Annotated in this window: 21 protein-coding genes, 1 tRNA gene and 1 pseudogene; 7 read left to right on the plus strand and 16 right to left on the minus strand. The window is 65.3% G+C overall.

The window, feature by feature from the left end; genetic code table 11:
- Positions 1 to 73 precede the first annotated feature (73 nt).
- The 10 genes from KW832_RS03625 to KW832_RS03670 all read right to left on the minus strand — a co-directional run bounded on the left by KW832_RS03625 (position 74) and on the right by KW832_RS03670 (position 7,400).
- Positions 74 to 1,336 (minus strand): integrase arm-type DNA-binding domain-containing protein, encoded by a 1,263-nt coding sequence (locus KW832_RS03625; protein WP_121422523.1) that lies wholly within the window; start codon positions 1,334 to 1,336, stop codon positions 74 to 76.
- A 182-nt stretch (positions 1,337 to 1,518) separates the two neighbouring features.
- Positions 1,519 to 1,606: transfer RNA gene (locus KW832_RS03630), tRNA-Ser, on the minus strand.
- A gap of 37 nt (positions 1,607 to 1,643) precedes the next feature.
- Positions 1,644 to 2,303: an urease accessory protein UreG gene (ureG, locus tag KW832_RS03635; protein WP_121507382.1), complete on the minus strand. Its 660-nt coding sequence runs from the start codon at positions 2,301 to 2,303 to the stop codon at positions 1,644 to 1,646.
- Positions 2,304 to 2,353: 50 nt separating this feature from the next.
- Positions 2,354 to 3,064 (minus strand): urease accessory protein UreF, encoded by a 711-nt coding sequence (locus KW832_RS03640; protein WP_176888579.1) that lies wholly within the window; start codon positions 3,062 to 3,064, stop codon positions 2,354 to 2,356.
- Between the two features lie 11 nt (positions 3,065 to 3,075).
- Positions 3,076 to 3,708, minus strand: a complete 633-nt coding sequence (ureE, locus tag KW832_RS03645; protein WP_218298664.1) for an urease accessory protein UreE — start codon at positions 3,706 to 3,708, stop codon at positions 3,076 to 3,078.
- Between the two features lie 70 nt (positions 3,709 to 3,778).
- Positions 3,779 to 4,267 carry a GNAT family N-acetyltransferase gene (locus KW832_RS03650; protein WP_218298663.1) on the minus strand — a complete coding sequence of 163 codons (489 nt, stop codon included), beginning with the start codon at positions 4,265 to 4,267 and terminating at the stop codon, positions 3,779 to 3,781.
- 12 nt (positions 4,268 to 4,279) lie between these two features.
- On the minus strand, positions 4,280 to 5,998 hold the full coding sequence (gene ureC, locus KW832_RS03655) for an urease subunit alpha (RefSeq protein ID WP_218298662.1): 1,719 nt from the start codon (positions 5,996 to 5,998) through the stop codon (positions 4,280 to 4,282).
- A gap of 112 nt (positions 5,999 to 6,110) precedes the next feature.
- Positions 6,111 to 6,416, minus strand: coding sequence for an urease subunit beta (locus tag KW832_RS03660; protein ID WP_218298661.1), 306 nt, complete (start codon positions 6,414 to 6,416; stop codon positions 6,111 to 6,113).
- A 25-nt stretch (positions 6,417 to 6,441) separates the two neighbouring features.
- A complete protein-coding gene (locus KW832_RS03665; RefSeq protein ID WP_218298660.1) occupies positions 6,442 to 7,056 on the minus strand; it encodes a HupE/UreJ family protein in 615 nt (204 codons plus the stop codon).
- Between the two features lie 41 nt (positions 7,057 to 7,097).
- Positions 7,098 to 7,400, minus strand: coding sequence for an urease subunit gamma (locus KW832_RS03670; protein ID WP_055399013.1), 303 nt, complete (start codon positions 7,398 to 7,400; stop codon positions 7,098 to 7,100).
- A 147-nt stretch (positions 7,401 to 7,547) separates the two neighbouring features.
- Between KW832_RS03670 and KW832_RS03675 the strand changes: the two genes are divergently transcribed.
- The 3 genes from KW832_RS03675 (at position 7,548) to KW832_RS03685 (ending at position 13,263) form a co-directional block, all read left to right on the plus strand.
- Entirely contained in the window at positions 7,548 to 11,168 is a 3,621-nt protein-coding gene (locus tag KW832_RS03675) for an ATP-binding protein (RefSeq protein WP_218298659.1), read from the plus strand.
- Between the two features lie 2 nt (positions 11,169 to 11,170).
- Positions 11,171 to 12,241, plus strand: a complete 1,071-nt coding sequence (locus tag KW832_RS03680; RefSeq protein ID WP_055399009.1) for a response regulator — start codon at positions 11,171 to 11,173, stop codon at positions 12,239 to 12,241.
- 89 nt (positions 12,242 to 12,330) lie between these two features.
- Positions 12,331 to 13,263 carry a DMT family transporter gene (locus KW832_RS03685; RefSeq protein WP_218298658.1) on the plus strand — a complete coding sequence of 311 codons (933 nt, stop codon included), beginning with the start codon at positions 12,331 to 12,333 and terminating at the stop codon, positions 13,261 to 13,263.
- A 99-nt stretch (positions 13,264 to 13,362) separates the two neighbouring features.
- On the opposite strand, the gene KW832_RS25600 is transcribed toward KW832_RS03685, so the two are convergent.
- The 3 genes and pseudogenes from KW832_RS25600 to KW832_RS03695 all read right to left on the minus strand — a co-directional run bounded on the left by KW832_RS25600 (position 13,363) and on the right by KW832_RS03695 (position 15,292).
- Entirely contained in the window at positions 13,363 to 13,689 is a 327-nt protein-coding gene (locus tag KW832_RS25600; RefSeq protein ID WP_255577471.1) for a plasmid stabilization protein, read from the minus strand.
- Between the two features lie 255 nt (positions 13,690 to 13,944).
- Positions 13,945 to 14,322, minus strand: a pseudogene (locus KW832_RS25845) (phytanoyl-CoA dioxygenase family protein); the annotation flags it as partial.
- 283 nt (positions 14,323 to 14,605) lie between these two features.
- Positions 14,606 to 15,292 (minus strand): DUF3334 family protein, encoded by a 687-nt coding sequence (locus tag KW832_RS03695; RefSeq protein ID WP_218298656.1) that lies wholly within the window; start codon positions 15,290 to 15,292, stop codon positions 14,606 to 14,608.
- 268 nt (positions 15,293 to 15,560) lie between these two features.
- On the opposite strand from KW832_RS03695, the gene KW832_RS03700 reads away from it, so the two are divergent.
- Both KW832_RS03700 and KW832_RS03705 read left to right on the plus strand, forming a co-directional pair.
- Positions 15,561 to 16,745, plus strand: a complete 1,185-nt coding sequence (locus KW832_RS03700) for a DUF917 family protein (RefSeq protein WP_218298655.1) — start codon at positions 15,561 to 15,563, stop codon at positions 16,743 to 16,745.
- A gap of 22 nt (positions 16,746 to 16,767) precedes the next feature.
- A complete protein-coding gene (locus tag KW832_RS03705) occupies positions 16,768 to 17,832 on the plus strand; it encodes a sensor domain-containing diguanylate cyclase (RefSeq protein ID WP_121507372.1) in 1,065 nt (354 codons plus the stop codon).
- Positions 17,833 to 17,846: 14 nt separating this feature from the next.
- On the opposite strand, the gene KW832_RS03710 is transcribed toward KW832_RS03705, so the two are convergent.
- The 3 genes from KW832_RS03710 to KW832_RS03720 form a co-directional block, all read right to left on the minus strand.
- Positions 17,847 to 19,148 carry a UDP-N-acetylglucosamine 1-carboxyvinyltransferase gene (locus KW832_RS03710; protein ID WP_218298654.1) on the minus strand — a complete coding sequence of 434 codons (1,302 nt, stop codon included), beginning with the start codon at positions 19,146 to 19,148 and terminating at the stop codon, positions 17,847 to 17,849.
- 940 nt (positions 19,149 to 20,088) lie between these two features.
- Complete coding sequence (locus tag KW832_RS03715) at positions 20,089 to 20,547, minus strand: (2Fe-2S)-binding protein (protein ID WP_218298653.1); 459 nt, start codon at positions 20,545 to 20,547, stop codon at positions 20,089 to 20,091.
- Positions 20,548 to 20,566: 19 nt separating this feature from the next.
- Complete coding sequence (locus tag KW832_RS03720; protein ID WP_218298652.1) at positions 20,567 to 22,837, minus strand: xanthine dehydrogenase family protein molybdopterin-binding subunit; 2,271 nt, start codon at positions 22,835 to 22,837, stop codon at positions 20,567 to 20,569.
- 337 nt (positions 22,838 to 23,174) lie between these two features.
- Between KW832_RS03720 and urtA the strand changes: the two genes are divergently transcribed.
- Positions 23,175 to 24,446 carry an urea ABC transporter substrate-binding protein gene (gene urtA / locus KW832_RS03725; RefSeq protein ID WP_176888594.1) on the plus strand — a complete coding sequence of 424 codons (1,272 nt, stop codon included), beginning with the start codon at positions 23,175 to 23,177 and terminating at the stop codon, positions 24,444 to 24,446.
- Between the two features lie 176 nt (positions 24,447 to 24,622).
- Entirely contained in the window at positions 24,623 to 26,203 is a 1,581-nt protein-coding gene (gene urtB, locus KW832_RS03730; protein ID WP_218298651.1) for an urea ABC transporter permease subunit UrtB, read from the plus strand.
- The last annotated feature ends 17 nt before the right edge of the window (positions 26,204 to 26,220 follow it).

Genomic DNA, 26,220 nt, shown 5'->3' on the forward strand with positions numbered 1-26,220 from the left:
GAAATGCAAGGTAGCCCCATGCGCCCATGAAAAAAGGGCCTCGCGGCCCTTGTGTGTGGTGCTGGCGTGGGGCTCAGGCGGCCCGCTGGGGCATCGGTATCACGTCCGCTCCCTGGCGCAGCTTGTCCAGGTAGTCCGCCCATTGCTGCAGCACCGTCACGCGCTCATCAACGAAGGTGGTCCGGTCATAGGCGCCGCCGTGGGTCTTGCCGCCCACGTGGGCCAGCTGGGCTTCGATCACGTCGATATCGACTTTGAACACCTCGCGCAAGAGAGTGCGGCCCGTGGCGCGGTAGCCGTGCCAAGTGTGAATGTCCTTGTAGCCCATGGCGTGCAGGGCGGCGTTTACTGCGGCTTCGCTCATGGGCTTGCTGTGGTCGCGCAGGCCGGGGAACACGTACTCACCGTGGCCGGTCAAGGGCTGTAGCTTGAGGATGGCGGCCACCGCTTGCCGGGGCAGTGGCACCTTGTGCGCTGCCCCGTCTCGTTTGGCCGCTACGCTGCGCTTCATGTCTGCGCTGGGGATAGTCCACCAGCCCGCCGCCAGGTCAAGATCAGCCCAGCGCATGGTGCGCAGGTTGCCGGGGCGCTGGAACAGCATGGGGGCGATGGCCAGGGCCCCGCGCACCACGGGGCCGCCGCCGTAGCCGTCGCTGGCCCGCAGCAGTTCGCCCAGTTGGGCCGGGTTGGTGATGGCCGGGAAGTGCCCCTTTTTGCGTGGCTTCAGCGCCTTTTTGATGTCCTGGGCAATGTCCCGCGTGGCGTGCCCCTTGGCTATGGCGAACTGCCAGACGCCGGATGCAGTGGTCAGCAGCCGGTGCGCACTCTCCACGGCATCGCGGTCTTGCACGCGCTCGCACGCCCGGAGCAGCTCGGGCGGTTCCACCTCACCGATAGGGCGGTGCCCCAGGTAGGGGTAAAGGTCTTTCTCCAGGCTTCGGGCTTCACGGTCGTAGTGGGTGGTGGACCATCCATCCCGCCTGTTCTCCAGGTAGGCCCGCGCCATCGCTTCCACGGTGTTGACCATTGCCGCCTTCTTGCTGGCCTCGGATTCGCGCTTGTGGTCGCTGGGGTCGATGCCTTGGGCCAGCAGTCCACGGGCCAGCTCGCGCCGCTCGCGGGCCTGTGCAAGGCTGATGGCCGGGTACACGCCAAAGGCCAGGGTGTTGCGCTTGCCGTTCGGGCGGCGGTAGTCCATGCGCCAGTACTTCCCGGCCTGGGTGATGTGCAGGTACAGCCCCCCGCCATCCGGCAGCGTGTGCCCTTTGGGCTTGCTGGCGTCCGGCTTGGCGTTCCTTACGGCGGTATCTGTCAGGGGTACAGCAAGGCGCGGCATGGCGGTATCTCCGGTTTTGACGGTATCTAAAACCAGCAGCTTACCCGCATCCCGTCAGAAATACCGCCAAAAACGCTGGATGTCAGTGGACGTCCAGAGCCCTTAATGGACGAAAAAAAGCCCGCCTTCATAGGAGAGAGGCGGGCTTGATGGAGGTCCTGGGATGTCCTCGGACATCGATTTGGCGGAGACTGTGAGATTCGAACTCACGGACGGTTGCCCGTCGGCAGTTTTCAAGACTGCTGGTTTAAACCACTCACCCAAGTCTCCGGGAGGGCAGGCGCGAATTCTAGCCGACTGCGGGTGCTTATTTTTTCAGCATGCCCCGGGTCTCGATGAACTTCACCACATCGGCCACGCCTGCCAGGGTTTTGAGATTGGTCATCACAAACGGCTTGAGGCCCTGGGCGTTGGTGCGCATGCGGGTGGTGTCGGCGTGCATCACGTCCAGGTTGGCGCCCACGTGGGGGGCCAGGTCGGTCTTGTTGATGATGAACAGATCGCTCTTGGTGATACCGGGGCCGCCCTTGCGGGGGATTTTTTCGCCAGCGGCCACGTCGATCACGTAGATGGTGAGGTCCGAGAGCTCGGGGCTGAAGGTGGCGGCCAGGTTGTCCCCGCCACTTTCCACAAACACGATGTCGGCGTTGGGAAACTCGCCCAACATGCGGTCGATGGCTTCGAGGTTGATGGAGCAGTCTTCGCGGATGGCGGTGTGGGGGCAACCGCCGGTTTCCACACCCAGGATGCGTTCGGCGGGCAGGGCACCGCTCACTGTCAGCAGGCGTTGGTCTTCCTTGGTGTAGATGTCGTTGGTGATGGCGATGAGGTCGTATTCATCGCGCATGGTCTTGCACAGCATTTCCAGCAGCGTGGTCTTGCCGGAGCCCACGGGGCCGCCGATGCCGACGCGCAGCGGGGGCAGGTTTTTGGTGCGGTTCGGGATGTGGTGCAGTGTGTTGGTCATGGCGTAATTTACTATCAAATCAATAGCTGCTAGCGCAGGATTCGCAAGCGCTAGGAGCGAAAAAGTCTTGAATATTGCACTTCGTGCTGGGCGCTCAGGATGGCCAGCATCGGCGAGAAGGCCTGGCGCTCGCTATCCATCAGGCCTATGGCGTGGTCTGCAGCGGCAGGTATGGCATCGGCCAGTTTTGCGAGGATGCGCTGGCCTGCGCTTTGGCCCAGCTGCATGGATTTGAGGGCGGCCTGCACCATGTTTTCGGCCCAGCCGAAGGCGTAGGCCAGCAGAACATCGCGCACGGGCGCCTGGGTGGTGGAGGCGGCCAGTGCAAATGCCACGGGGTATGTGGGGGGCAGGGCGGCCAGGTGGCGGATGGCGGGCAGGGACTCTTCGTTACCCTGGTGCTGGTTGCGCAGCCAGTCGGTCATCGACCGGCCCATCTGCTCGGTCTGCAGGCGCAGTTCGCTCGTTTCGCGGGTGTGTAGCACCCAGTCGTTGAGTTCGCGCACGTGCGCCCAGTCGGCGCGGCGCCAGGCGCCTGCTGCTTTGGCGATCAGGGCCATGTCGCCGCGCGCCTGCGTGATGTGCAACTGGTCCAGCAGCCAGTCGCCCACGGCGGTTTCGCTGGCGAGGCCCGCGTTTTCAATGGCGCTTTCCAGCCCTTCGGAATACGAGAACCCGCCCACGGGCAGCGCGGGGGAGGCGAGCCACATCAGCTGCAGGAAGCTGGCGGCGGGCAGGGGCGCGGGGCGGTCCAGGCGCATGGAGCGGGGAGTCAGTGGTCGTGGTTGCAGTGGGGGCCGTGCACATGCCCCTGGGCCACCACGGGGATGGACACGGTGCGCCCGGGGCCTGGGGATGCGGTGCTTGCTGCTGCGTGGCTGTGATCGTGATCGTGCCCATGGTCATGTCCATGGTCATGCCCACCATGGTGGTGGTGCCCGCCACCGTGTCCCGCCGCATAGGCCCCGCCTTCGGGTTCAAAGGGCAAGTTCTGCTCGGTCACGATCAGGTGCATCGCGCGCAGCATGTCGGCCAGCACGTGGTCGGGTTCGATCTTGAGGTGGTCGGGCTGCAGCTCGATGGGCACGTGGCGGTTGCCTAGGTGGTAGGCGGCGCGGGTCAGGTCGAACGGGGTGCCGTGTTGTGTGCAGTGCGTGATGACCAGCACGGGCTGCGGTGCGGCGATGACGCGGACCATGGAGCCGTCTTCGGCCACCAGCACGTCGCCGCCGCGCACCAGCGTGCCGCGTGGCAGAAAGATGCCCAATTCGCGCCCGGCGGAGTCGGTGGCGGCAAAGCGGCTTTTCTGGCGTACGTCCCAGTCCAGCTCGATGGTGGTGGCGCGCTTGACCAGTATGGGCGCAAGGCCCTTGCCTTGGGGGATGAGTTTGGAGGCTTGGAGCATGGAGATTCTATGTTGCAGCGGGCAAACGCGCATTGTGTGCCAGGGGCTCAACCCTGGGGAGCGCGTTTGTTTACAGCGTACGGGTCATGAAGAAGCTGTAAGGGTCGAGGCAGTAGTCGGCAAAAGGGCCGCATTCGACGAAGCCGTTCTGCAGGTAGAGCTGCCGCGCGGGTTCGAAGAAGGGTTGCGTGCCGGTCTCCAGGCTCATGCGGGCAAAGTCGCGTGCACGGGCCTCTTGCAGCAAATGGTTCAGGAGCTGGCGCGCAATGCCCCGGCCGCGATGGCGGGTGCTGGTGCGCATGGATTTGAGTTCAGCGTGGCCGGCATCGAGCCGCTTGAGCGCGCCCGTGCCCACCAGCATGTCGCCATCCGCTCCGGTCAGCCAGGCAGACCAGAACGCGATGTTCGGCTGGCGCAGCTGGTCCATGTCCAGCGCGTGCACGCTTTCAGGCGGTGAAACGGCGCGCATGTCCACCAGGTGCTCTTGCATGAAGGCTTCAATGCGCGGGTCGCTCAGGTCGTCCAGGCGGATCATCAGGTCTTGCAATACGGCGCTCATGGGACGTGGGCCTCAGAACAAAAAGTAGCGCTGCGCCATGGGCAGCACGGTGGCGGGCTCGCAAGTGAGCAGCTGCCCATCTGCGCGTACCGAATAAGTCTGCGCGTCGATTTCCATCTTGGGCGTGTAGCTGTTGTGCACCATGTGCTGCTTGCGCACGCTGCGGATGTTGCGCACCGCGCTCAGCGTTTTGCGCAGGCCGAAGCGCTCACCGATGCCCGCCGCCAAACCTGCCTGCGAGACAAAGGTGAGGGAGGTCTTGGCAATCGCTCCGCCAAACGCGCCAAACATCGGCCGGTAGTGCACGGGCTGGGGCGTGGGGATGGAGGCGTTCGGGTCACCCATCGCCGCCATGGCGATCAGGCCGCCCTTCAGGATCAGCGCGGGCTTCACGCCGAAGAATGCGGGCTTCCAGATGACGATGTCGGCCCATTTTCCCACTTCGAGCGAACCCACTTCATGGCTGATGCCGTGCGCAATGGCGGGGTTGATGGTGTACTTGGCCACGTAGCGCTTGATGCGCGTGTTGTCGTTGCGGGCGGTGTCACCTTGCAGGCTGCCGCGCTGCACCTTCATCTTGTGCGCGGTTTGCCAGGTGCGCAGGATGACTTCGCCCACGCGGCCCATGGCCTGGCTGTCGCTGGACATCATGCTGATGGCGCCCAGGTCGTGCAGGATGTCTTCCGCGGCAATCGTCTCCTTGCGGATGCGGCTTTCGGCAAAGGCCAGGTCTTCGGCAATGCTGGCATCGAGGTGGTGGCACACCATGAGCATGTCCACGTGCTCGTCGAGCGTGTTGTGCGTGTACGGCATGGTGGGGTTGGTGGAGCTGGGCAGGAAGTTGTCCTCGCCCACCACGCGCAGGATGTCCGGTGCGTGTCCTCCCCCCGCGCCTTCGGTGTGGAAGGCGCAGATGCCGCGCCCACCCACGGCGGCAATGGTGTTCTCCACAAAGCCCGATTCGTTGAGCGTGTCGCTGTGGATGGCCACCTGCGTGTCGGTTTCTTCGGCCACGTCCAGGCAGTTGCTGATGGCCGACGGCGTGGTGCCCCAGTCTTCGTGCAGCTTGAGGCCGATGGCGCCTGCGTTGATCTGCTCATGCAGGGCATCGGGCAGGCTGGCGTTGCCTTTGCCGAGAAAGCCCAGGTTCATCGGGAAAGCGTCGGCCGCCTGCAGCATGCGCTCCATGTTGAAGGGGCCTGAGGTGCAGGTGGTGGCCAGCGTGCCCGTGGCGGGGCCGGTGCCGCCGCCCAGCATGGTGGTCACGCCGCTGGCCAGGGCTTCCTCGATCTGCTGCGGGCAGATGAAGTGGATGTGGCTGTCGATGCCGCCTGCGGTGACGATGTTGCCCTCGCAGCTGATGACCTCGGTGCCGGGGCCGATGATGATGTCCACGCCGGGCTGCGTGTCGGGGTTGCCGGCTTTGCCGATGGATGCGATGCGGCCTGCGCGCAAGCCGATGTCGGCCTTGAAGATGCCGGTGTGGTCCACCACGAGGGCATTGGTCAGCACCGTGTCCACCGCCCCCTGGGCGTTGCTGCGCTGGCTTTGTGCCATGCCGTCGCGGATGGTCTTGCCGCCGCCAAACTTCACCTCTTCGCCATAGCTGCCTGCGCGCAGCGTGTGATCGGCCTCGACTTCGAGGATGAGTTCCGTATCGGCCAGGCGCACGCGGTCGCCCACCGTGGGGCCAAACATTTCGGCGTAGGCGCGTCGTCCAATGGTTGCCATGGTGGGGTGCTCCGCTTTCCGGTGGGCGATAAATACTATTTTTTTAATAGCTGCTAGCGCTTATCCATAAAGCGCTAGAGGCCAATTTGGCTCAAATCTTGGCGGCTCAGTGCTACAGCGCGCCGTGCGTGAGGCCTTGAAAGCCGTACACCTTGCGCTCGCCCGCGTATTCCACCAGCTCCACCGTGCGCTCCTGGCCGGGCTCAAAGCGCACGGCGGTGCCCGACGCAATGTTCAGCCGCATGCCGCGTGCGGCGGCACGGTCAAAACCCAGGGCGTTGTTGGTCTCGGCAAAGTGGTAGTGCGAGCCCACCTGGATCGGGCGGTCGCCGGTGTTGCGTACCACCAGCGTGAGGGTGCGGCGGCCGGTGTTGAGCAGGTGTTCACCGGGTTCGGTGAAGAGTTCGCCTGGGATCATTGCGTGCTCCTGGTGGGTCAACGGGTCAGGCCATTTGCGCGAGCAGCGCACCACCGAACACTGCCACGCCCGCACCTGCTGCGCGCGCCAGCCACACATGGCGGTGGCGCAGTGCCCAGCCCGCCGCGAGGCCCGTGCCATGCAGCAGCACGGTGGCGGTCAGCATGCCCGCCAATGTTTGCCAGGCGCTGTCGCTGCCTGCCAACTCGTAGCCATGGGCCACGCCGTGGAACACCGCAAACATCCCCACACCCAGCGCGGCCACCACGCCGGGCACACGCAGGCGCGACACGACCAGCAGGCCTGTGACCAGCAGCGACGCAGCAATCATCGGCTCCACCGCAGGCAGTGCCACACCTTGCAGGCCCATCACCGCGCCCGCCAGCAGCATGGCTGCAAAACCGACGGGGCCCCACAGCAGTTCGCGTCCTGCACTGCGCGCGGCAAGGGCGCTCCACAGGCCCACGGCCACCATGGCGGCCAGATGGTCCATGCCGAACAAGGGATGGGCAAAGCCGCTCAGAAAGCTGTTGTGCATATGCGGTTCAGCACCGGTATGAGCGCTGGCGCCCGTGCTGATTGCGCTGGACGCTATGAAAAGGAGAGCGGCTGTGTGGCGGTGTGAGAGTGCGATGCGCATGGGGGCTCCACAGAGAGAACGAGGGGCAGAGAGAAAGGGGGTCAGACGATCGGTTGATGGACGGTGACCAGCTTGGTGCCGTCGGGGAAGGTGGCCTCGACCTGGATGTCAGGAATCATCTCGGCGATGCCGTCCATCACGTCCGCGCGGGTGAGCACGGTGCGGCCCTCGCTCATCAATTGCGCCACGGTCTTGCCGTCGCGGGCGCCTTCCATCACGGCGGCGCTGATCAGGGCCATGGCCTCGGGGTAGTTGAGCTTCAGGCCCCGGGCCTTGCGGCGCTCGGCCAGCAGGGCGGCGGTAAAGATCAGCAGCTTGTCTTTTTCGCGAGGGGTGAGTTCCATGGTGTACAGAGTGATCTAGTGGAAGCAAGCCCATCTTAGGCAGCAAGCCCCGTGCCCGCCATACGTCATCTGGCGCAGGGGCTGTGCTCATGTGGGTTGGCAGTGGCATGGAAACTGCACCGGAAGGGGTTAACGCCGCCATTGCCCATGCCTCCTCACGCCGCCTCTATCGCCCCCGCTGACGCCGCACCGTTGCAGCCGACAGAGCCGGGCATGGCTGCACATGAACCCCAGCAGGCCCCGCAACAGGTGGTCAAGGTCCGGCGCGACTACAACAGCTGGGTCGCCACCGAGACCATGGAGGACTACGCACTGCGCTACACCCCCCAGCGCTTTCGCAAATGGTCTGAATGGCGCGTGGCCAACACAGCGTTCGGGGCTGCGTCTTTCCTGATCCTGGAAGCCGTGGGCGCCACGCTGCTGGTGCAGTACGGCTTCATCAATGCCTTCTGGGCCATCGTGGCCACGGGGCTCATCATCTTCCTGGCGGGGCTGCCCATCAGCGTGTATGCGGCGCGCTATGGGGTGGACATGGACCTGCTCACGCGCGGCGCGGGGTTTGGCTACATCGGCTCCACGCTCACCTCGCTGATCTACGCGAGCTTCACCTTCATCTTCTTCGCGCTGGAGGCTGCCGTGATGGCCTACGCGCTGGAGCTGGCGCTCGACATCCCGCCCACCTGGGGCTACCTGATCTGCGCCATTGTGGTGATTCCACTGGTCACGCATGGCGTGTCGGCCATCAGCCGCCTGCAGGTGTGGACACAGCCGCTGTGGCTGGTGATGCTGGTGGTACCGTTTGTGTATGTGATCGTGCGCGATCCTGGTGCGTTTTCTGGCATCGTGCACTACGGTGGTGAGTCAATGCGGGGCGCCACATTCCAGCTGCCCTTGTTCGGTGCGGCGCTCACGGTCGGTATTGCGCTCATTACCCAGATGGGGGAGCAGGCCGACTACCTGCGCTTCATGCCCGCATCCACCCCCGCCACACGTGGGCGCTGGTGGTTGGGCGTGCTGGTGGGCGGGCCGGGCTGGGTGGTGCTGGGCGTGCTCAAGATGCTGGGCGGCGCGCTGCTGGCTTACCTGGCGCTCACGCACATGGTGCCTGCCGAGCGTGCGGTGGACCCCAACCAGATGTACCTGGCCGCGTATGAATACGTGTTCCCCCACTACGGCTGGGCGGTGGCGGCCACGGCGTTGTTTGTGGTGGTCTCGCAGCTCAAGATCAATGTGACCAACGCCTACGCAGGCTCGCTGGCGTGGTCGAACTTCTTTTCGCGCCTTACCCACAGCCACCCGGGGCGCGTGGTGTGGGTGGTGTTCAACACCCTCATCGCCTTCATGCTGATGGAGATGAACGTGTTCCGCGCCATGGGCGAGGTGCTGGGGCTGTACTCCAACATCGCCATCGCCTGGATCATGTCGGTGGTGGCCGACCTCGTCATCAACAAGCCGCTGGGTCTGTCGCCCAAGGGCATCGAGTTCAAGCGCGCGCACCTGTACGACATCAATCCAGTGGGCGTGGGCTCGATGGCGCTCGCGTCCATCCTGTCCATCAGCGCGCACCTGGGCCTGTTCGGACCGCTGCCGCAGGCGTTCTCGGCGGTGATTGCGATGGCGGTGGCCTTTGTCACCGCACCGCTCATTGCCTGGGCCACTGGAGGGCGCTACTACATTGCGCGCCAGCCCGATCCCACTGCGGTGACCGATGTGGTGGCGGTGCCCATGCACGGTCCGGTCAGCGGCAAACAAGGTGCTGACCTGGGCAGCTATGTGCGCTACACCGTGCAGCGCTGCGTGATCTGCGAGCGCGAGTACGAAGCCCCGGACATGGCCCAGTGCCCTGCTTACCGGGGGGCTATCTGCTCGCTGTGCTGCACGCTCGATGCGCGCTGCGGCGACCTGTGCAAACCCCACGCGAGCATGGCGGTGCAGTGGTCGGCCGCGCTGCGCTGGGTGCTGCCGCGCGCCATGTGGCGCTACCTGGACACGGGCCTGGGTCACTTCCTGCTGCTGATGCTGGTGATAGCGCCGCTGCTGGCCTCGGTGATGGGGCTGCTGTACCACCAGGAGCTCAACACCATCGCCCAGGCGGCCACTGACACCGAGGTGATGGCGGCACCCGAAGTGGCGCTGCGCTCGGGCCTGCTCAAGGCCTATCTTGCACTGCTGGTCATTTCGGGCATCGTGGCCTGGTGGCTGGTGCTGGCGCACAAAAGCCGCCAGGTGGCTCAGGAGGAATCCAACCGCCAGACCGGCCTTCTGGTGCGCGAGATCGAGCTGCACCGCCAGACCGACGAGGCCCTGCAGACCGCGCGCAGCGTGGCCGAGCAGGCGCGCCAGGTGGCCGAAGAAGCCAAGCGTGCTGCCGACCAGGCCAACCACGCCAAAAGCCGCTACATCAGCGCCATCAGCCACGAGATCCGCACGCCGCTCAACTCCATCCTGGGCTACGCGCAGCTCATGGGCGAGGACGCGGGCGTGCCCCCGCACCGCAAGCAGGCGGTGCATGTGATCCGCCGGGGCGGTGAGCACCTGCTCTCGCTCATCGAGGGCACGCTCGATATTGCGCGCATCGAATCCGGCAAGCTCACGCTGGACGTGACGCCCATGCGTTTTTCCGATGGCCTGCACGAGATGGCCAGCCTGTTTGAACTGCAGGCCGCGGCCAAGGGCCTGGCCTTCCAGTTTGATGTGCTGGGCGTGATTCCGGAAGTGGTGCGTGCCGACGAAAAGCGCCTGCGCCAGATCCTCATCAACCTGCTGGGCAACGCCGTCAAGTTCACCTCGCACGGCACCGTCACGCTGCGCGTGCGCTATGCACGCGAAATGGCGCGCATCGAGGTGCAGGACACGGGGCCAGGCCTCACAGCCGAGGAGATCGAGCGCATCTTCGAGCCCTTTGCGCGCGGCGGCTCGGGCGGTGGCAACACCGCGGCCGCGCCGGGCGCAGGCCTGGGCCTGACCATTGCCAAGATGCTCACCGCGCTCATGGGCGGCGAGCTGACGGTGAGCAGCACCCCAGGCGTGGGCTCTGTGTTCCACGTCAAGCTGTTTCTGCCCGAGGTGCATGGGGATGCGCTGGGCAAGGCGGCGGCGCCTGTGGCTGTGCAAGCCCAGCGCGCGCGCAGAGGGTATGCCGGCGAGCGCCGCCGCATCCTGGTCGTGGACAACGAAGAGCCCGACCGCGAGCTGCTGGTGCAACTGCTCGAACCCCTGGGCTTTGAGCTGCGCCAGGCGGCCAGCGGCCACGATGCGCTGGATCTCCTGGCCACCGGCTACCGGCCGCACGCAATCTTCATGGACCTGGCCATGCCGGGCATCGACGGGTGGGAGACCTTGCGGCGCGTGCGGCAGATGCGGTTGCCGAACGTGCATTGCGCCATTGTTTCCGCCAATGCGTTTGACAAGGCGCTGGACAACGACGTGGACATCCGCCCCGAAGACTTCATCGTCAAGCCCGTGCGCCATAGCGAGCTGCTCGACTGGCTGGAGCGCCGTTTGGGGTTGCTGTGGCAATACGGCGAAGCCAATACGACCCCCGCCTTGCCTGCGGCAGCGGATGCGCCCCTCACATACCCCGACACCACCGCCCTTGCCGCCTTGGCCCAGGCAGTGTCTTTGGGCTACTACCGTGGCATCCTCAACACGCTGGACGACATTGAACGCAGCCAGCCCGCGCACAGCGCTTTTGTGGGCACCATGCGGCAGCTGGCCAAGCAGTTCCAGTTCGATGCCATGGGCCAGATCCTGGAGCAGGCGCCATAGTGATGACCACCGCCAACCCATCTTCCTTGCACGCGTCTGCAGCGCCCGGTGCAGCGCTGGACCGCACCGACAGCGACGTGGTGCTGATCGTGGACGACGTTCCCGACAACCTGGCCGTGCTGCACGACGCGCTGGATGAATCGGGCTACACCGTGCTGGTCGCCACGCATGGCGAGGCGGCCTTGCAGCGTGCCGCGCAGGCCCTGCCCGACATTGTTCTGCTCGACGCCATGATGCCCGGCATGGACGGTTTTGAAGTCGCCCGGCGCCTGAAGGCATCGCCCGCCACGGCGCACATCCCCATCATCTTCATGACCGGCCTGACCGAGACCGAGCACCTCGTGGCCGCGCTGGAGGCGGGTGGCGTGGACTACGTCACCAAGCCCATCAAGCCCCGCGAGGTGATGGCGCGCATGGGCGTGCACCTGGGCGCAGCCCGCAAGGCCCGGCAGGACGCCCGCCAGGCCCGCGAGGCGCGCAACGCGCTCGATGCGTTTGGCTACGCCAGCATCACCGTGCGTGCGTCGGACGGCCGCATCGTCTGGCAAACCCCGCTGGCGCGCGAGCTGCTGCAAAGCTACTTTGGCGAAGTGAGCCCCGATGGCACGCCCACCGCATTTGGCCAATGGGCGCCCGAGCCGGTGCAGGCCTGGCTGCGCCGCCATGTGCTGGCCGACAACGCCGCCGAGCTGCTGGCCGCATCGCTGGCGGAACCGCCACGTCTGGCGGTGGAACAGGGCGCGCGCCGCCTCACCTTCCGCCTGCACCAGCAGGCGGGGGACAGCGCCGGCGGCGGCGACTGGCTCATCGTGATGCGCGAGGTGTCGGACGCGAAGATCATCGAATCCATGAGCCTGTCCTTCAAGCTCACCGCGCGCGAGGCCGAGGTGCTGTACTGGGTGGTCAAGGGCAAGATCAACCGCGACATCGGCGACATCCTGGGCGCGAGCCCCGCCACGGTGAAGAAACACTTGGAGCGCGTGTTCGCCAAGCTGGGGGTGGAGACGCGCACCGCAGCGGCGGCCATGGCCATGAACCGCATCCGGCAGCTGCACCCGCAGTTTGAGGGATAGGCAGCCGTTGGTTCGGCCCGTCGCATGGGTCTTCGCACAGAAGAGGGCGCAGGACAGCAGCACCCATTGAGTTTGCTACCCTCGTGCCCATGCCCGCATCCTCGTCTGCCGCCACACGCGGTGCCTTTTGGCGCAGTCTCTATCAGCGCCCCGCACTTCTCCTCATCGTCACCACCCTCATCTGGGGCAGCAATGCGGTGGCGGCGCGTTTGGCTGTGGGGAACGTCTCTCCCATGATGCTGACCACGGCCCGCTGGAGCATTGCCTGCATTGCGCTGTGGTTTGTCGCACGCCAGCAGGTGGTGCAGCACCTGCCCGCATTGCGGGGGCGCTGGACGTATCTGGCGCTCATGGGTGTGAGCGGCTTTACCGCGTTCAATGCGCTGTTCTACGCCGCCGCCCACCACACCACCGCCGTCAACCTGGCGCTGATTCAGGGGATGATTCCGGTGCTGGTGTTGCTGGCCGGGGTGTTGTTCTTGCGGCTGCGCGTTACCGCATTGCAGATGCTGGGGGTGGTCATCACGCTCGCTGGTGTGGCCATCGTCGCCTCGCGCGGCACCTGGGCGGTGGTGGCGGCGCTTGACTTCAACATTGGCGACCTGTGGATTTTGCTGGCCTGTGTGCTGTATGCCGGCTACACGCTGGGGCTGCGGTCCCGCCCTGTGGTGCCGCCCCTGGTTTTCTTCTCGGCGGTGGCGGGCGTCGCGGCGCTGGCTTCGTTGCCGCTGCTGGCGGCCGAAGTTTCAACCGGGCATTTCTTCTGGCCCACGTTGCAGGGCTGGCTCATCCTGCTGTATGTGGGTCTGCTGCCATCGTTTGTCTCGCAGATCCTGTTTATCCGCGCGGTGGAGCTGATCGGCCCGGCGCGTGCCAGCGTGTTCCTCAACCTCAACCCCGTGTTTGGGCCTGCCTTGGCCGTTTGGGTACTGAGCGAGCCGGTGGGTGCCTATCACGCGTTGGCGCTGGCGATGGTGCTTGGCGGTATCTGGATCGCAGAGCGTTTGGGTCCGCGGCGCTGACGAAGGCGGTGCTCAAATTTGGATCTTTTTTGGCCTCCCGCGCTTATAGATAAAGCGCGGGCAGCTATCAACTTCGATTTTCGATGTGGCCTGCCCGTGTCACCGTTTCAAGGCCTGCTCCAGCTGCTGCTTGTTCATCTTGGAACGCCCCGCAATGCCTTGGTGCCGCGCTTCCTCGTACAACTGTTCCTTGGTGCGGCCTTGTGCGCCTTGGTGTGAACGCTTGCCACCGCGCACGGGCGCGGGTGTATCCCGCAGCGTCTTGGGGTTGGCCGTCTTGCTCTCACCATGCTGGGCCCGCTCCTTGTTCACGGTGCGGGCGGCAATTTCCTCCGCCGTTTCGTGACCTTTGCCGCGGTCCAGCAGACTGTCCTTGATGTGTTCGTATTGTCTTTCGCGCTTGGCGCTCCAGGTGCCTCGGGGCATGGTGGTTTTCCTCAGGATGCGGTTGGAATGCAGCGCGGGCCGAGGGCGACTGCGTTGCCTACAATTTATGCAGTCAGCGGCGCTCTGCCGTAGGCTGCACCGGTACAGCCTTGTAGGACTTTGCGCCCGACTGAACACTGCCTTGGGCCAAGCCAGGCCCCAAGGCAGGGTAGCCGGACCAAATACAAAATGCAGCACGCGCCGTTGACGGTTGCTCGTGGACTTGGACGAGGCGTGCAGCAGCAGCGGGCGCATCGCCAGCGCGGTGCCCGGGTCTGCTACGCAGAGTACTTCGCCGCTGGCATCGCGCAGCGCCTGGGCGTTCCGGGGCGTCAACACACCCAGTTGGTGCGTGGCGGGCACCACACGCAGCGGGCCATCTTCACCTTGGCACGGGTCCAGGTGCAGGCGCACCGCCAGCAACTCTTGCAGCAAGCGGGCGGGGGGCTGCACGAAAAGCGCGCAGTCCTTTTCAGACCAGCCTCGCAGCGCGGGATACTCCACCCGCTCAGCGACTGGAATGCTCAGGTCCTGGTGCAGTGGAACGAGCCAATTGCGCGCTCGTGTTTTCTCGAAGTAGGTGCACTGCACCGCGACAGCCGATGTGGGTAGAAGGGTCGCAATCGCAGGCATTCCCTGCAGCCGTTCTGCCAGGGCCTTGCACCAGGGGTACTTCAGCAGGTTGCGCTGGCCGCCAGAGCTGGGGGGCGTGGGGTGTTGCCTTCCCGCAGCGGGAGGTACTTGTCAACCTCCGCTGCTAGGGTTTCGTAGTCATCGGGTGTCAGCAGGCCGGGCAGCAGCACGAAGCCCTGGGTCTCCAGCACTGTGCTGCACCGGCTTGTGGACAAAAGAATATGGCTGAAATATGCCTTTAGCGCTTATATAACAGGCGCTAGCAGCTATCGTTTTTGAACAACTACATCCCCAGCGACTTCAGCAACGCCTCCGTGTCATCCTGCCCTGCAGGCGGTGGCGCAGGCACGGGAGGGGCTTCTTGCGACTGGGCCATCAGCGCGTCGGCATCCGGCACTTCCTGCGCCTCGAAGTCGTAGAGCTTGATGAACTCGGTGCGGTCGATGGCCAGTTCCAGGTAGAAGATGTTGTTGTTGCTGGTGTAGAAGGTCACACGCCGGGCTTCGGGCTTGTCCAGGTTGGCGTCCACGCTCAGCATCACCTGCTTGTTCAGCACCAGCATCTTGGGCTGGTTCTGGGTGATGTGGGTCTGCAGCTCGCGGCGCACCTTGCCGGTGAAGTCGCCCACCACCTGGTTCATCAGCTCGCCCATCACATTGCTCACTTCGTCCGAGGTGTAGGAGCTGACCAGATCGTCCTTGGACATGCCCATGTTCAGCAGGTAGTTGGCATACAGCTCCATCGCGGCCTGGGCCGAGAAGTTGATGATGACCAGGCCCGAGAAGCCGCCATCGAACAGCACAAAACAGCCGATGTCGGGCTTGAGGCACGTCTTGCTGATGCGCTGCACCATGCCGGAGTAGTGGATCTGGCTGTGGGTGGCCACGTTCAAGACCCGGGTGACGGAGTTGCACAGGCTGATCAGCAGATCTTCGGTGCCGTAGACGGGGGATTTATCGGGGAGGCTCATGGTGTGGGTAGGCATCTGCCAGGAAAAACAACAACAAAACTGCAACGCAGACAGAGCATAGGCGATGGCGCACCGCGAGGCCAGAGTGCTTTCCGCCCTGGTGCGCTCAGCTGCGGGTGTTGGCCGTGCGGTTCTTGGGCGTGGAACTTGCGTGCCCTTGATCCGGGTCATACCACGTTGGCGCCCTGGGCCCGCATGGGATGCAGCGGATTGACAACCAACCGGGCAGGCGTATCGTGCCTGCCATACCAAAAGAGAGGGGCGCCAGATGGGTGTTGTCTATAACTATGGGTTGGCCGATTTCCAATCGATTGCGGCGGGCGCAGCGGTTTTGGCCAGTGGGGGGGGCGGCAGCTACCACGACGCTTGTTCGATCCTTCAGGAGCTGGCTGGTCAGGGCTGGAGCGGCACGGTCACGGTGCAGGACTATGACGGCGCCACCAACGCCTGTGTGCTCGCCATCATGGGCTCGCCCGATGCGGCCGACAGCCTCACGCTGTCTGCGGTGCAGAACTCGGTCAGCAACACCGTGGCCGTGATGGAGGCCAGTACCGGTGCCCTGCTGGGCGCCTTGATCCCTGTGGAGATCGGGCCCATCAATTCGCTGGTGCCGCTCATTGGCGCGGCCATGTCGCAGGGCGCGGTCTGGGTGGTCAACGGCGATGGCGCCGGCCGTGCCGTGCCCGAACTGCCCCAGACCACCTTCACCGGCGGTGCGCAGCTTGCGCCGTGCCCCGCTGTGCTGGCCAGCGATGCCTCTACGCTGGTGGATCTGGAATCCGCCGTGCTGGGCGCCTCCACAGCTGCGCGCGTGGAAACCCTGGCGGGTGGCGTGGTGGCCGGGTTTGGCGGGTATTCGGGCATCGCCATGTGGCCCTCCAACGCGGGCAACGGCTTTGCGTTGTCGGGCAGCTACATACCGGACACGCTGGAGCAGGCGCGGGGCCTGGGGCAGTTTCTGCTACAGGCCGCCACGCCGCCCGCCACTGCTGCCGTGGCGGACGTGATCACCATGATCACCGGCCGCTCTGCCAGCGCGGTGGTGACCAACTTTTTCATCACCTCGGTCACGCAGTCCACGTCCAGCGCGTCGCTGGATTCGGGCATCATCCGCCTGGACAACACACAGGACCCGAGCCTGAGCACCGAGACGCACTATCTGTACAACCTGAACGAGAACCTCATCATGTACTCGTCTGCGAGCATGGCGCCCGATGTCATCGCCCCCGACTCCATCTGCTACTACTCGGAAAGCACGGGCCGCGGCTTCTCCAACGCCAGCGACGACCTGGCCCTGTACTTTGACGCCGCCACGGGCAAAAGCACGGGCCAGATGGTGAGCGTGATCGCCGTACAGACGGCCCCCCAGCTTTACAACACCCCGGGAGTCGTAGCGTCGTTTGCCGGTTTGCTGCGCAACATGGGTTACGCCGGGGCGATGCCGTCGGCCTGAAGAATCAAGGGTTTTTGCCGCCATGGGTGATGAAGCAGACCTGAACAAGGAGCGGCTGGAGCTGGTGCTGGAGGCCGCCGGGCTGGACCTGTGGGAGAACGATCTGGTCAGCGGCCAGGTCACCCACAAGGCCACCAAGACCTTTGAGGAGCTGGGTTTTACCCAGGACGAAATCGTGACGGGCGTGCAGGACATCTTTGGCCTGTTCCACCCTGGCGACCTGGAAAGCGTCAAGCAGGCGGTGGCCGACCACGTGGCAGGCATCACACCGCAGTACCGTGCCGAGTTCCGGCTGCGCTCCAAGGCGGGCGAGTGGATCTGGTTTGCCAACTACGGCCGCATCATGGACCGCAGCAGCGCCACGCCCGGCAAGCGGTTGATAGGTGTCACCTTCAACATCCATGACCGCAAGCAGAAGGAAGACGAGATTGCGCAGATCAACCAGCAGCTGCTGGAGCAGAACAAGCTGCTGCAAGAGCTCAACACCGCGCTGGAGTTGCTGGCCGCCAATGACTCGCTGACGGGCCTGGCCAACCGGCGCACGCTGATGGAACTGGGCGCGAACGAATGCAAACGCACCGAGCGTTTTGACCACCCCCTGTCCCTGCTGGTGGTGGACATTGACCTGTTCAAGACGGTCAACGACGCCTGGGGGCACCTTGCGGGCGACCGCGTGATCTGCGCCGTGGCCCAGGCCTGCGCGGCGCGCAAGCGCAGCGGTGTGGACATCGTGGCGCGGTTCGGGGGCGAGGAGTTTGTGATCGTATTGCCCGAAACCGATGGCGTCAGCGCCTTGCGTGTGGCCGAATCACTGCGCCACGATGTGGCCGCGTTGAGCGTGCCCGTGAATGAGCAGGGTGCGAGCGCTTCGGTCACCGTGAGCATCGGTGTGGCCACGATGCACAAGGGCTCGGGCATCGGCTTTGAAGAGCTGGTCAACCGTGCCGACAAGGCCCTGTACCGCGCCAAGGGCACGGGGCGCAACGCCGTGTACTGCGCCGATGTGCAGCAGGGTGGGGCCCCTGCGGTCCATGTACTCATCGAGCCGGACGAAGACGCAGACGCAGACGGCGTTGTCACCGCCTGAGCACCGTCCGCTCCTCACTCCTCGCTCGTCCACTCCACCTGCACGCCCAGGCTGCGCAGGTTCTCCACGAAGTGCGGGTGGGCGCGGCGGATGGGTGTGGCGTTGCGGATCTCCGAGCGCCCGGGGGTGCTCGCCGCCACCATGAAGAGCGCAATCGCCACGCGGATGATGTAGGGGCTCTCCACCACCGCAGGCGTCAGCGGGTTGCCGCCAAAGGTCACCAGACGGTGCGGGTCGGACTGGAACACATGCGCGCCAAACTTCGACAGCTCGCCCGCCCAGCCTAAAGCGCCGTCGTACACCTTGTTCCAGAACAGCGTATTGCCCTCAGCCCGCACACCGAGGGCGATGAAAATGGGCAGCAGGTCCACCGGAAAGTACGGCCAGGGCGCCGCCTCAACCTTGGTCAGCACATTGCTGGTGAACGGCGTCTGCACCTTGAGCGGGCCCGCGCAGTGCGCGCGCGACCAGCCGTCCTCGTGCGTGATCGTGACGCCAAACTTGGCGAACGTGCGGTCGATGAGCGGAAAGTTCTCCGGCGCGCTGTTCTTCACCACCACGTCACCCCCCGTGATCGCGCCCAAGGCGAGGAAGGTGGTGATCTCGTGAAAATCTTCGTCAAAGCGGAACTCGCCACCGCGCAGGGTGGTGCCGCCGTGCACCGTGATGCGCGACGTGCCCATGCCCTCAATGCGCACGCCGATCATGGTCATGAAGCGGCAGAACTCCTGCACATGCGGCTCCGACGCGGCATTGGTCAGCACCGACGTGCCTTCGGCCGTGGCGGCGCACAGCACGAAATTCTCGGTGGTGGTGACCGATGCGTAGTCCAGCCAGTGGTGGTTGGCCTGCAGCCTGCCGTCGCAGCGGATCAGCAGCGAGCCTTCGGCCCGTTCCACGCGCCCGCCAAAGCGGTGGAACACCTCCACATGCGGGTCGATCTCGCGCACGCCCAGCGTGCAGCCCTTGACGTTGTCCTCCAGCCGCGCCACGCCAAAGCGCGCCAGCAGCGGGGGCACCAGCATGATGGACGAGCGCATTTCCTCGGGCAGGCGGTGGTGGGCCGCGTCGAACGTGGTGGCGTGGTGGTGCAGGTTCAGCGTGCCAGTGGCGTGGTCCATCTGCACATCGCTGCCCAGCGTGCGGAAGATGTCGAGGATCTTGCGCACATCGGTGATGTCGGGCACGCCGAGCAGCCTGAGTGGCTCGTTGGTGAGCAGCGTGGCGCAGAGCACGGGCAGCACCGCGTTCTTGTTGGCAGAAGGAATGATGCGGCCCCGCAGCGGGGTTCCGCCGTGGACGACGAGGTTGGACATGGGGAGGGAGGAGAAGAGGCCTGGGCGGGCCAGGGGTTGCGCGAGGTCGATACTCTAACTGGGTTGTGTGTATGGGGGCGGTGTGCCTGGTTTGTGGGCGGAGGCCGGGGAGCGCGCCCGGCAGCGCGGTAACTTTCTTTCGCGTCGCCGAAAGAAAGTCACCAAAGAAAGGGCGACCCCCAGTCTGCGACCCCTTCGCGTTGCGAAGGGGCAACCTGCGGCGGGGCGGTTGCGGGGTGCGCCGTGGAACTCGCTTTGCGCTGGCGCGCGCCGCTCGGACAACCACGGCGAGTCAGTTAACGAAGCATGGGCGCTTCGACGCCCATGCTCACCCCGCAACCGCCCCGCCGCAGGCGCAGCCAGCAGGGGGTTGGGCACCCGAACATCCAACAGCCGAACAGCCACACGGGCCTTTGCTTCGCTCGGCCTCACCTCGCGGGCGCAAGCGCCACGCGCTGCGCAAACTGGGCCGAGCGAAGCAATGGCCCGAATGGATGTCTGCTCCCCGGGTTCCCTTCAGGATGCGCCGAGGAGCGCAGCGGCCAGCGGATCAGGGCTCGCGATTGTTTGAGCGCAGTGAAACGAAGCGAGTTCGAGCGAGACCCCGCTGGGCGCGAGTACCGCAGGTTTCCCCACACGCCCGCAAGGGCGTGTGGGGACGCAGCGTGTAGGGTCGCGTTCTCTTTGGTGACTTTCTCTTGGCGAGGCAAGAGAAAGTTACTGCGCCGCCGGGCGCACACCCCGGCCTCCGCCCTCCAACCAGGCATGCGGCAAATCCAGTGCACAAGCCCAGGCTTCGACAAGCTCAGCCCGAACGGACAGCTGAACCGATCAGACCCCGACAAGCTCAGCCCGAATGGCCGATAGCATGGGGTATGCTGCAAAAATAATAGCTATAAGCGCTTTATGGACAAGCGCCAGCGGCAGAAACAACCAAAAATCAACCCCGCCCCTCAGCCGCCCGATGAATCGCCGCCCGAATCCTCGGATACGTCCCACACCGACACGCATTCCCGCCCATCGCAGCATCAATGTCCGCATCGCTGGGCTTGGGTGTTTTCTTCAGCAGCGCGCAGGCCGACATGAGTTGCCCACTCTGGCAGTAGCCGCACTGCGCCACATCCAGCACCGTCCATTCGGTGCGCAGGGCTGTGGCCTCTGGGCCTTGCAGGCCCTCGATGGTGGTCACATCGGCATCGCCCACGGCAGAGAGGGGCGTGATGCAGGCACGCACGGGCTCGCCATTCAGATGCACGGTGCAGGCGCCGCACAGCGCCATGCCGCAGCCAAACTTGGTGCCGTTCATGTGAAGCTCGCCGCGCAGCACCCACAGCAACGGGGTGTCGGGTTCGGCGGTGACGGCGATGGCTTTGCCGTTGATGCGCAGGGTGGTGGACATGGTGGTTCCTTGAATCGATTCAGGCCAGCTTCAGGGGCAGGGCGCGCAGGCGCTGGCCGGTGAGTGCGAAGAGGGCGTTGGCCACCGCAGGCGCAATGGGCGGCACGCCGGGCTCGCCCACGCCCTCGGGCGGCTCGGCGCTGTCGATGATGTGGGTCTCCACCCGCGGGCAGTCGGCCATGCGCAGCAGCGGCACGTCGTGAAAATTACTCTGCTGCACCTGCCCGTCCTTCAGGGTGATCTCGCCATACAGCGCCGCCGTGAGCCCAAACACCACGCCGCTTTCCATCTGCTGCGCAATCAGGTTGGGGTTGATGGCCGCGCCGCAGTCGACAACGCACACCACGCGGTGCACGCGAATGGCCTTGTCCGCCCCCACCGCCACTTCGGCCACCTGCGCCACGATGGAGCCGAACGACTGGTGCAATGCCACGCCGCGCGCACGCTTCTCGCCCGCTGCACCCGGTGCCAGCGGCTTGCCCCAGTCCGCCAGCTCGGCCGCCTTTTGCAGCACCTTCAGATGGCGCGGGTGCTTTTGCAGCAGTGCGGCGCGAAACGCCACCGGGTCCTGCTTGGCCGCTGCTGCGGCCTCGTCCACAAAACTTTCCTTGAAAAATGCCTGGTGCGAGTGCCCGACCGAGCGCCAGAAGCCCACCGGCAGCGGCAGGTCGACGATCTCGTGCGCAATGCGCGCATGGGGCCATTCGTAGGGCTGGTCGAACGCGCCTTCGGACGTGGTCTTGTCCGGCCCTGCGCCTGCGAGGCCAAAGGTGCGCACCAGCACCTGCGGCACGATGGCTTGGCCCACCGACACGTTGTGCCAAGCCACCAGCTGGCCCTGGGCATCAAACCCGGCCTTGAAGCGGGCCATGCACGCGGGGCGGTAGAAGTCGTGCTGCGTGTCCTGCTCGCGGCTCCACAGCGTTTGCACCGGCGCACCACCGGCCACCTTGGCGATGGCGGCGGCCTGGGCCACGTAGTCGGCCTCCAGCCGGCGGCCAAAGCCGCCACCCAGCAGCAGCTGGTGCAGGGTCACTTTTTCGTCGTCGATGCCCAGCGCCTTGGCCGCCGCGCGGCGCGCCAGGCCCGGCACCTGGGTGGATGTCCACACGGTGGCAGCGCCGTCTTTGAACTGCACTGTGCAGTTGATGGGCTCCAGCGCGGCGTGGGCCAGGTAGGGCGCGCGGTAGTCGGCGGTGATGGTGGTCGCAGCGCCTTGCATGGCCGCGTCCACATCGCCCGCGCTGTGGTAGCCAAAGCCTTTGGCCTGGTCCAGCGCCTGGGCCAGTCGCGCCATCACGGTTTCGCTCGACAAGGTGGCGGCGGGGCCGTGGTCCCATTCCACGGTGACTGCGGCGGCGGCCTTTTTGGCGTGCCACGGCGTGTCGGCAATCACGGCCACACCGCCCGTGCCGCCGTGGTAGGGCGCCACTTCGAGCACGTGTTTCACGCCGGGCAGCTTTTGGGCGGCGGCTGCATCAAAGCGGGCCACCTTGCCGCCGCGTGTGGGGCACATCACGAGACAGGCGTGCAGCAGGCCGGGCGGGTTGGCGTCGATGCCGAACACGGCTGTTCCATCGAGTTTGGACGGCGCCTCGATGCGCGTGAGCGGCTTGCCGATCAGCTTGAACTGCGCGGGCTCCTTGAGCGTGACCTTGCCCGGCATGGGCTGCTGCGCGGCCAGGGCGGCCAGTTCGCCAAAGGTGGCGCGCTGGCCCGCGGTGTGTTCCACCCAGCCCGCGTTGGCCGTGCACTCGGTCGCCTGCACGCCCCACTGCGCAGCGGCAGCGCGGATCAGCATCGCACGCGCATGGGCGCCAGCTTCGCGCATGGGCAGCCACAGGTCCTTGATGCTGCTCGATCCGCCCGTCATCATCACGCCCACCTCGCGCATCGTCTTGGCAGTCAGCCAGCCGGCCACGGCCTTCGTCGAGCCATCGTTGTCGGGGTGAAAGGGCAGGCCGTCCACCACCGTGGCGAGGTTGTTGTAGATGTCGTCGATGGGCGTCATCTCCAGCCGCACCTGCGCCCAGTCGGCGTCCAGCTCTTCGGCCAGGATGGCGGCCAGGCCCGTGTGCGCGCCCTGGCCCATTTCGGACTTGGCCATCATCACCGTCACGGTGTTGTCGGCCCCCACTTTGACCCAGCCGTTCAACGCGGCCTGTCCGCTGGTCTGCGGCAGCGGGTCGGACGGGTGCAGGCGCTGGCGTGGCGGCATCACGCCCCAGCCAATGACCAGCGCGCCCGCTGTTGCGGCGCCGCCGAGGAGCACTGTGCGTCGTTTCACCATGGGTTCATTCCTTGTTGGGGCCTTAGCCGCCCATCGTAAATCCGAGGGGCGTTTCTCCACCACCGGGATTGCCGCAGATTTTGAGTGTTTTTGGCCTCCAGCGCTTATATATCAAGCACTATTAGCTACTGATTGCATAGCGTTTCGCCTACCCGACACAACGCGGGTGACCTGGCTTTACGCGTTCGCTCCGGGCCGCCGTGTACGCCACCCGGCGTATTTCCCAAGCAGGCCCCGCTCTCCAGAATCCATTCCATCGCTCGATCACCCAGGGCCCCGCAAGGGACCGGCGAGCGAAGCGGTTTGATTGATTGAAACCACCACCGGAGAAGCACACATGCAACGTCGTTATTCCCTCAAGGCCCTTGCGGCCGTCGCTACGCTCGCTGGCCTGTCTGCGCTGCCAGCCCACGCGCAGGAGACCATCAAGGTCGGCATCCTGCACAGCCTGTCGGGCACCATGGCCATCTCCGAGACCGTGTTGAAAGACACTGTGCTCATGGCCATCGACGAGATCAACGCCAAGGGCGGCGTGCTGGGCAAGAAGCTCGAACCCGTGGTGGTGGACCCGGCCTCCAACTGGCCCCTGTTCGCCGAAAAAACCAAGCAGCTGCTCGGCCAGGACAAGGTCTCGGTCATCTTCGGTTGCTGGACCTCGGTGTCGCGCAAGTCGGTGCTGCCAGTGGTCGAAGAAATGAACGGCCTGCTGTTCTACCCCGTGCAGTACGAAGGCGAGGAGCTGTCCAAGAACGTGTTCTACACCGGCGCCGCGCCCAACCAGCAAGCCATCCCTGCGGTGGACTACCTGATGAGCAAGGACGGCGGCAGCGCCAAGCGCTGGGTGCTCTTGGGCACAGACTATGTGTACCCCCGCACCACCAACAAGATCCTGCGCGCCTACCTCAAGTCCAAGGGCGTGAAGGACAGCGACATCGACGAGAAGTACACCCCGTTCGGCCACTCTGACTACCAGACCATCGTGGCCGACATCAAGAAGTTCAGCCAGGGCGGCAAGACGGCGGTGGTCTCCACCATCAACGGCGACTCGAACGTGCCCTTCTACAAGGAACTGGGCAACGCAGGCCTGAAGGCCAAGGACGTGCCGGTCGTCGCGTTCTCCGTGGGTGAAGAAGAACTGCGCGGCGTGGACACCAAGCCGCTGGTGGGCCACTTGGCCGCATGGAACTACTTCCAGTCCATCAAGAGCCCGGCCAACACCGAATTCATCAAGAAGTGGAGCGACTACGCCAAGGCCAAGGGCATTGCCGGCCACAAAGACAAGCCGCTCACCAACGACCCGATGGAAGCTACCTACATCGGTATCAACATGTGGGCCCAGGCCGTGACCAAGGCCAAGAGCACCGACACCGACAAGGTGATTGCCGCCATGGCTGGCCAGACCTTCAAGGCACCGTCGGGCATCGTCAGCAAGATGGACGAGAAGAACCACCACTTGCACAAGAGCGTGTTCATCGGCGAGATCAAGGCCGATGGCCAGTTCAACGTGGTGTGGAAGACGCCTGGTCCTGTGAAGGCCAAGCCATGGAGCCCGTACATCGAAGGCAACGACAAGAAGAAGGACGAGCCGGACGGCAAGTCGAAGCTGTGATTCGGTACACCCCCCTGAGGCGCTAGCGCGCCTTCACCCCCTCTCTCGCCTCGCTGCGCGATTCGGGAGGGGGGACGATGCCAGCGGCCCGGCAAAGCCGGTTCCGCGGCATCCCTGGCCTGGGTTCGCGCATGTTCCGCGGCCCGCTGCTTTTTCAGACGCCACCGGCTTGTGCCATGCTTTCATCCATCTTTTCCCGCCTGATCGCCTGCCTGCTGCTGTGTGCAGCCGTGCAGGCGCACGCACTCACGGCCGAGGCGGCGCGGGCCATGGCCAGCGGCGATACCGACGAGCGCATCGCTGCGCTGCAGCAGGCCATTGCCACCCCCGACGACGCCACGCTGGCCTTTATCCGCGCGATGGGCGAAGACGCCGTCAAGATCGCAGGCGACAAGGCCATCGTCATGAAGGACGACAAGGGCTACGACCCGGTGAGTGGCGCCGAGGTGCCTGTGCCCGACGATGCCGAAGACATCGTCAACAACAACCGCATGCGGGGCGAGTTCGACGCAGCGCTGGCTTCGCTGCAACTGCTGTCGCCCGATGTGGCCCAGCGCCGCACCGCCATCGACGCGCTGCGCGAAGAGACCGACGAGGCGCGTCTGCCCCTCATCGAGAAGGCCCTTGCCGCCGAGAAGGACGTTGCCCTGCAAGCCCGGCTCGAAGCCATCCGCGCGCGCATCCTGCTGGCCGGCAGCGACGCGTCGCAGCGCCTGAAGGCCGCGCAGTATCTGGCCACCAGCGGCAACCCCGGCACGCGTACGGTACTGCTGGAGCAGCTGCGCAATGAACAGGACCCCCAGGTCAAAGCCGCCATCCAGGCCGCGCTGACAGCGGTGGAAGGCCGCCTGCAGTGGGGCGAGAAGCTGGCCGCGCTGTTCACCGGCATCAGCCTGGGCTCCATCCTGCTGTTGGTGGCGCTGGGCCTGGCCATCACCTACGGGCTGATGGGCGTGATCAACATGGCCCACGGTGAGCTGATGATGATCGGCGCCTATGCCACCTATGTGATGCAGGGTGTGTTCCAGCGGTATTTTCCGGGTGCGTTCGACTGGTACCTGGTCGCGGCCGTGCCGGTGGCATTCATGGCGTCGGCCCTGATGGGCGCGGTGCTGGAGCGCAGCGTGATCCGCTTCTTGTATGGCCGCCCGCTGGAGACGCTGCTGGCCACCTGGGGCATCAGCCTGATGCTGCAGCAGCTGGTGCGCACCGTGTTCGGTGCGCAAAACGTGGGCGTGGAAAACCCTGCGTGGATGAGCGGCGGCGTGCAGCTCATGGACAACCTGCAGCTGCCCTGGAACCGCGTGATCATCGTCGCCTTTGCGCTGGCGGTGCTGGCCGGCGTGGCCTTCCTCATCAGCAAGACACGGCTGGGCCTGTTCGTGCGCGGTGTTACGCAGAACCGGCCCATTGCCTCGTGCATGGGCGTGAATACGGCTCGGGTGGATACCTATGCCTTTGCACTGGGCTCGGGCATCGCGGGCCTGGCGGGCTGCGCGCTGAGCCAGGTTGGCAACGTGGGGCCCGACCTGGGGCAGAGCTACATCGTGGACTCGTTCATGGTGGTGGTGCTGGGCGGTGTGGGCCAGCTGGCCGGCACCGTGTATGCCGCGCTGGGCCTTGGCGTGCTCAACAAGTTCCTCGAAGGCTGGACGGGCGCCGTGCTGGCCAAGATCGCCGTGCTGGTCTTCATCATCATCTTCATCCAGAAGCGGCCGCAGGGCATCTTTGCGGTCAAGGGGCGTACGGCCGATTGAGGCCGATAGAGACAGAC

The sequence above is a fragment of the Acidovorax sp. sif0632 genome (assembly GCF_019218805.1).
GTDB classification, from domain to species: domain Bacteria; phylum Pseudomonadota; class Gammaproteobacteria; order Burkholderiales; family Burkholderiaceae_C; genus Acidovorax; species Acidovorax facilis.

Excerpts from the sequence above, each read along its gene's own strand:
- KW832_RS03625 (WP_121422523.1), bottom strand. The coding sequence starts at position 1,336 with ATGCCGCGCCTTGCTGTACCCCTGACAGATACCGCCGTAAGGAACGCC.
- ureG (WP_121507382.1), bottom strand. The coding sequence starts at position 2,303 with ATGACCAACACACTGCACCACATCCCGAACCGCACCAAAAACCTGCCC.
- KW832_RS03640 (WP_176888579.1), bottom strand. The coding sequence starts at position 3,064 with ATGCGCCTGGACCGCCCCGCGCCCCTGCCCGCCGCCAGCTTCCTGCAG.
- ureE (WP_218298664.1), bottom strand. The coding sequence starts at position 3,708 with ATGCTCCAAGCCTCCAAACTCATCCCCCAAGGCAAGGGCCTTGCGCCC.
- KW832_RS03650 (WP_218298663.1), bottom strand. The coding sequence starts at position 4,267 with ATGAGCGCCGTATTGCAAGACCTGATGATCCGCCTGGACGACCTGAGC.
- ureC (WP_218298662.1), bottom strand. The coding sequence starts at position 5,998 with ATGGCAACCATTGGACGACGCGCCTACGCCGAAATGTTTGGCCCCACG.
- KW832_RS03660 (WP_218298661.1), bottom strand. The coding sequence starts at position 6,416 with ATGATCCCAGGCGAACTCTTCACCGAACCCGGTGAACACCTGCTCAAC.
- KW832_RS03665 (WP_218298660.1), bottom strand. The coding sequence starts at position 7,056 with ATGCGCATCGCACTCTCACACCGCCACACAGCCGCTCTCCTTTTCATA.
- KW832_RS03670 (WP_055399013.1), bottom strand. The coding sequence starts at position 7,400 with ATGGAACTCACCCCTCGCGAAAAAGACAAGCTGCTGATCTTTACCGCC.
- KW832_RS03675 (WP_218298659.1), top strand. The coding sequence starts at position 7,548 with ATGCCTCCTCACGCCGCCTCTATCGCCCCCGCTGACGCCGCACCGTTG.
- KW832_RS03680 (WP_055399009.1), top strand. The coding sequence starts at position 11,171 with ATGACCACCGCCAACCCATCTTCCTTGCACGCGTCTGCAGCGCCCGGT.
- KW832_RS03685 (WP_218298658.1), top strand. The coding sequence starts at position 12,331 with ATGCCCGCATCCTCGTCTGCCGCCACACGCGGTGCCTTTTGGCGCAGT.
- KW832_RS25600 (WP_255577471.1), bottom strand. The coding sequence starts at position 13,689 with ATGCCCCGAGGCACCTGGAGCGCCAAGCGCGAAAGACAATACGAACAC.
- KW832_RS03695 (WP_218298656.1), bottom strand. The coding sequence starts at position 15,292 with ATGAGCCTCCCCGATAAATCCCCCGTCTACGGCACCGAAGATCTGCTG.
- KW832_RS03700 (WP_218298655.1), top strand. The coding sequence starts at position 15,561 with ATGGGTGTTGTCTATAACTATGGGTTGGCCGATTTCCAATCGATTGCG.
- KW832_RS03705 (WP_121507372.1), top strand. The coding sequence starts at position 16,768 with ATGGGTGATGAAGCAGACCTGAACAAGGAGCGGCTGGAGCTGGTGCTG.
- KW832_RS03710 (WP_218298654.1), bottom strand. The coding sequence starts at position 19,148 with ATGTCCAACCTCGTCGTCCACGGCGGAACCCCGCTGCGGGGCCGCATC.
- KW832_RS03715 (WP_218298653.1), bottom strand. The coding sequence starts at position 20,547 with ATGTCCACCACCCTGCGCATCAACGGCAAAGCCATCGCCGTCACCGCC.
- KW832_RS03720 (WP_218298652.1), bottom strand. The coding sequence starts at position 22,837 with ATGGTGAAACGACGCACAGTGCTCCTCGGCGGCGCCGCAACAGCGGGC.
- urtA (WP_176888594.1), top strand. The coding sequence starts at position 23,175 with ATGCAACGTCGTTATTCCCTCAAGGCCCTTGCGGCCGTCGCTACGCTC.
- urtB (WP_218298651.1), top strand. The coding sequence starts at position 24,623 with ATGCTTTCATCCATCTTTTCCCGCCTGATCGCCTGCCTGCTGCTGTGT.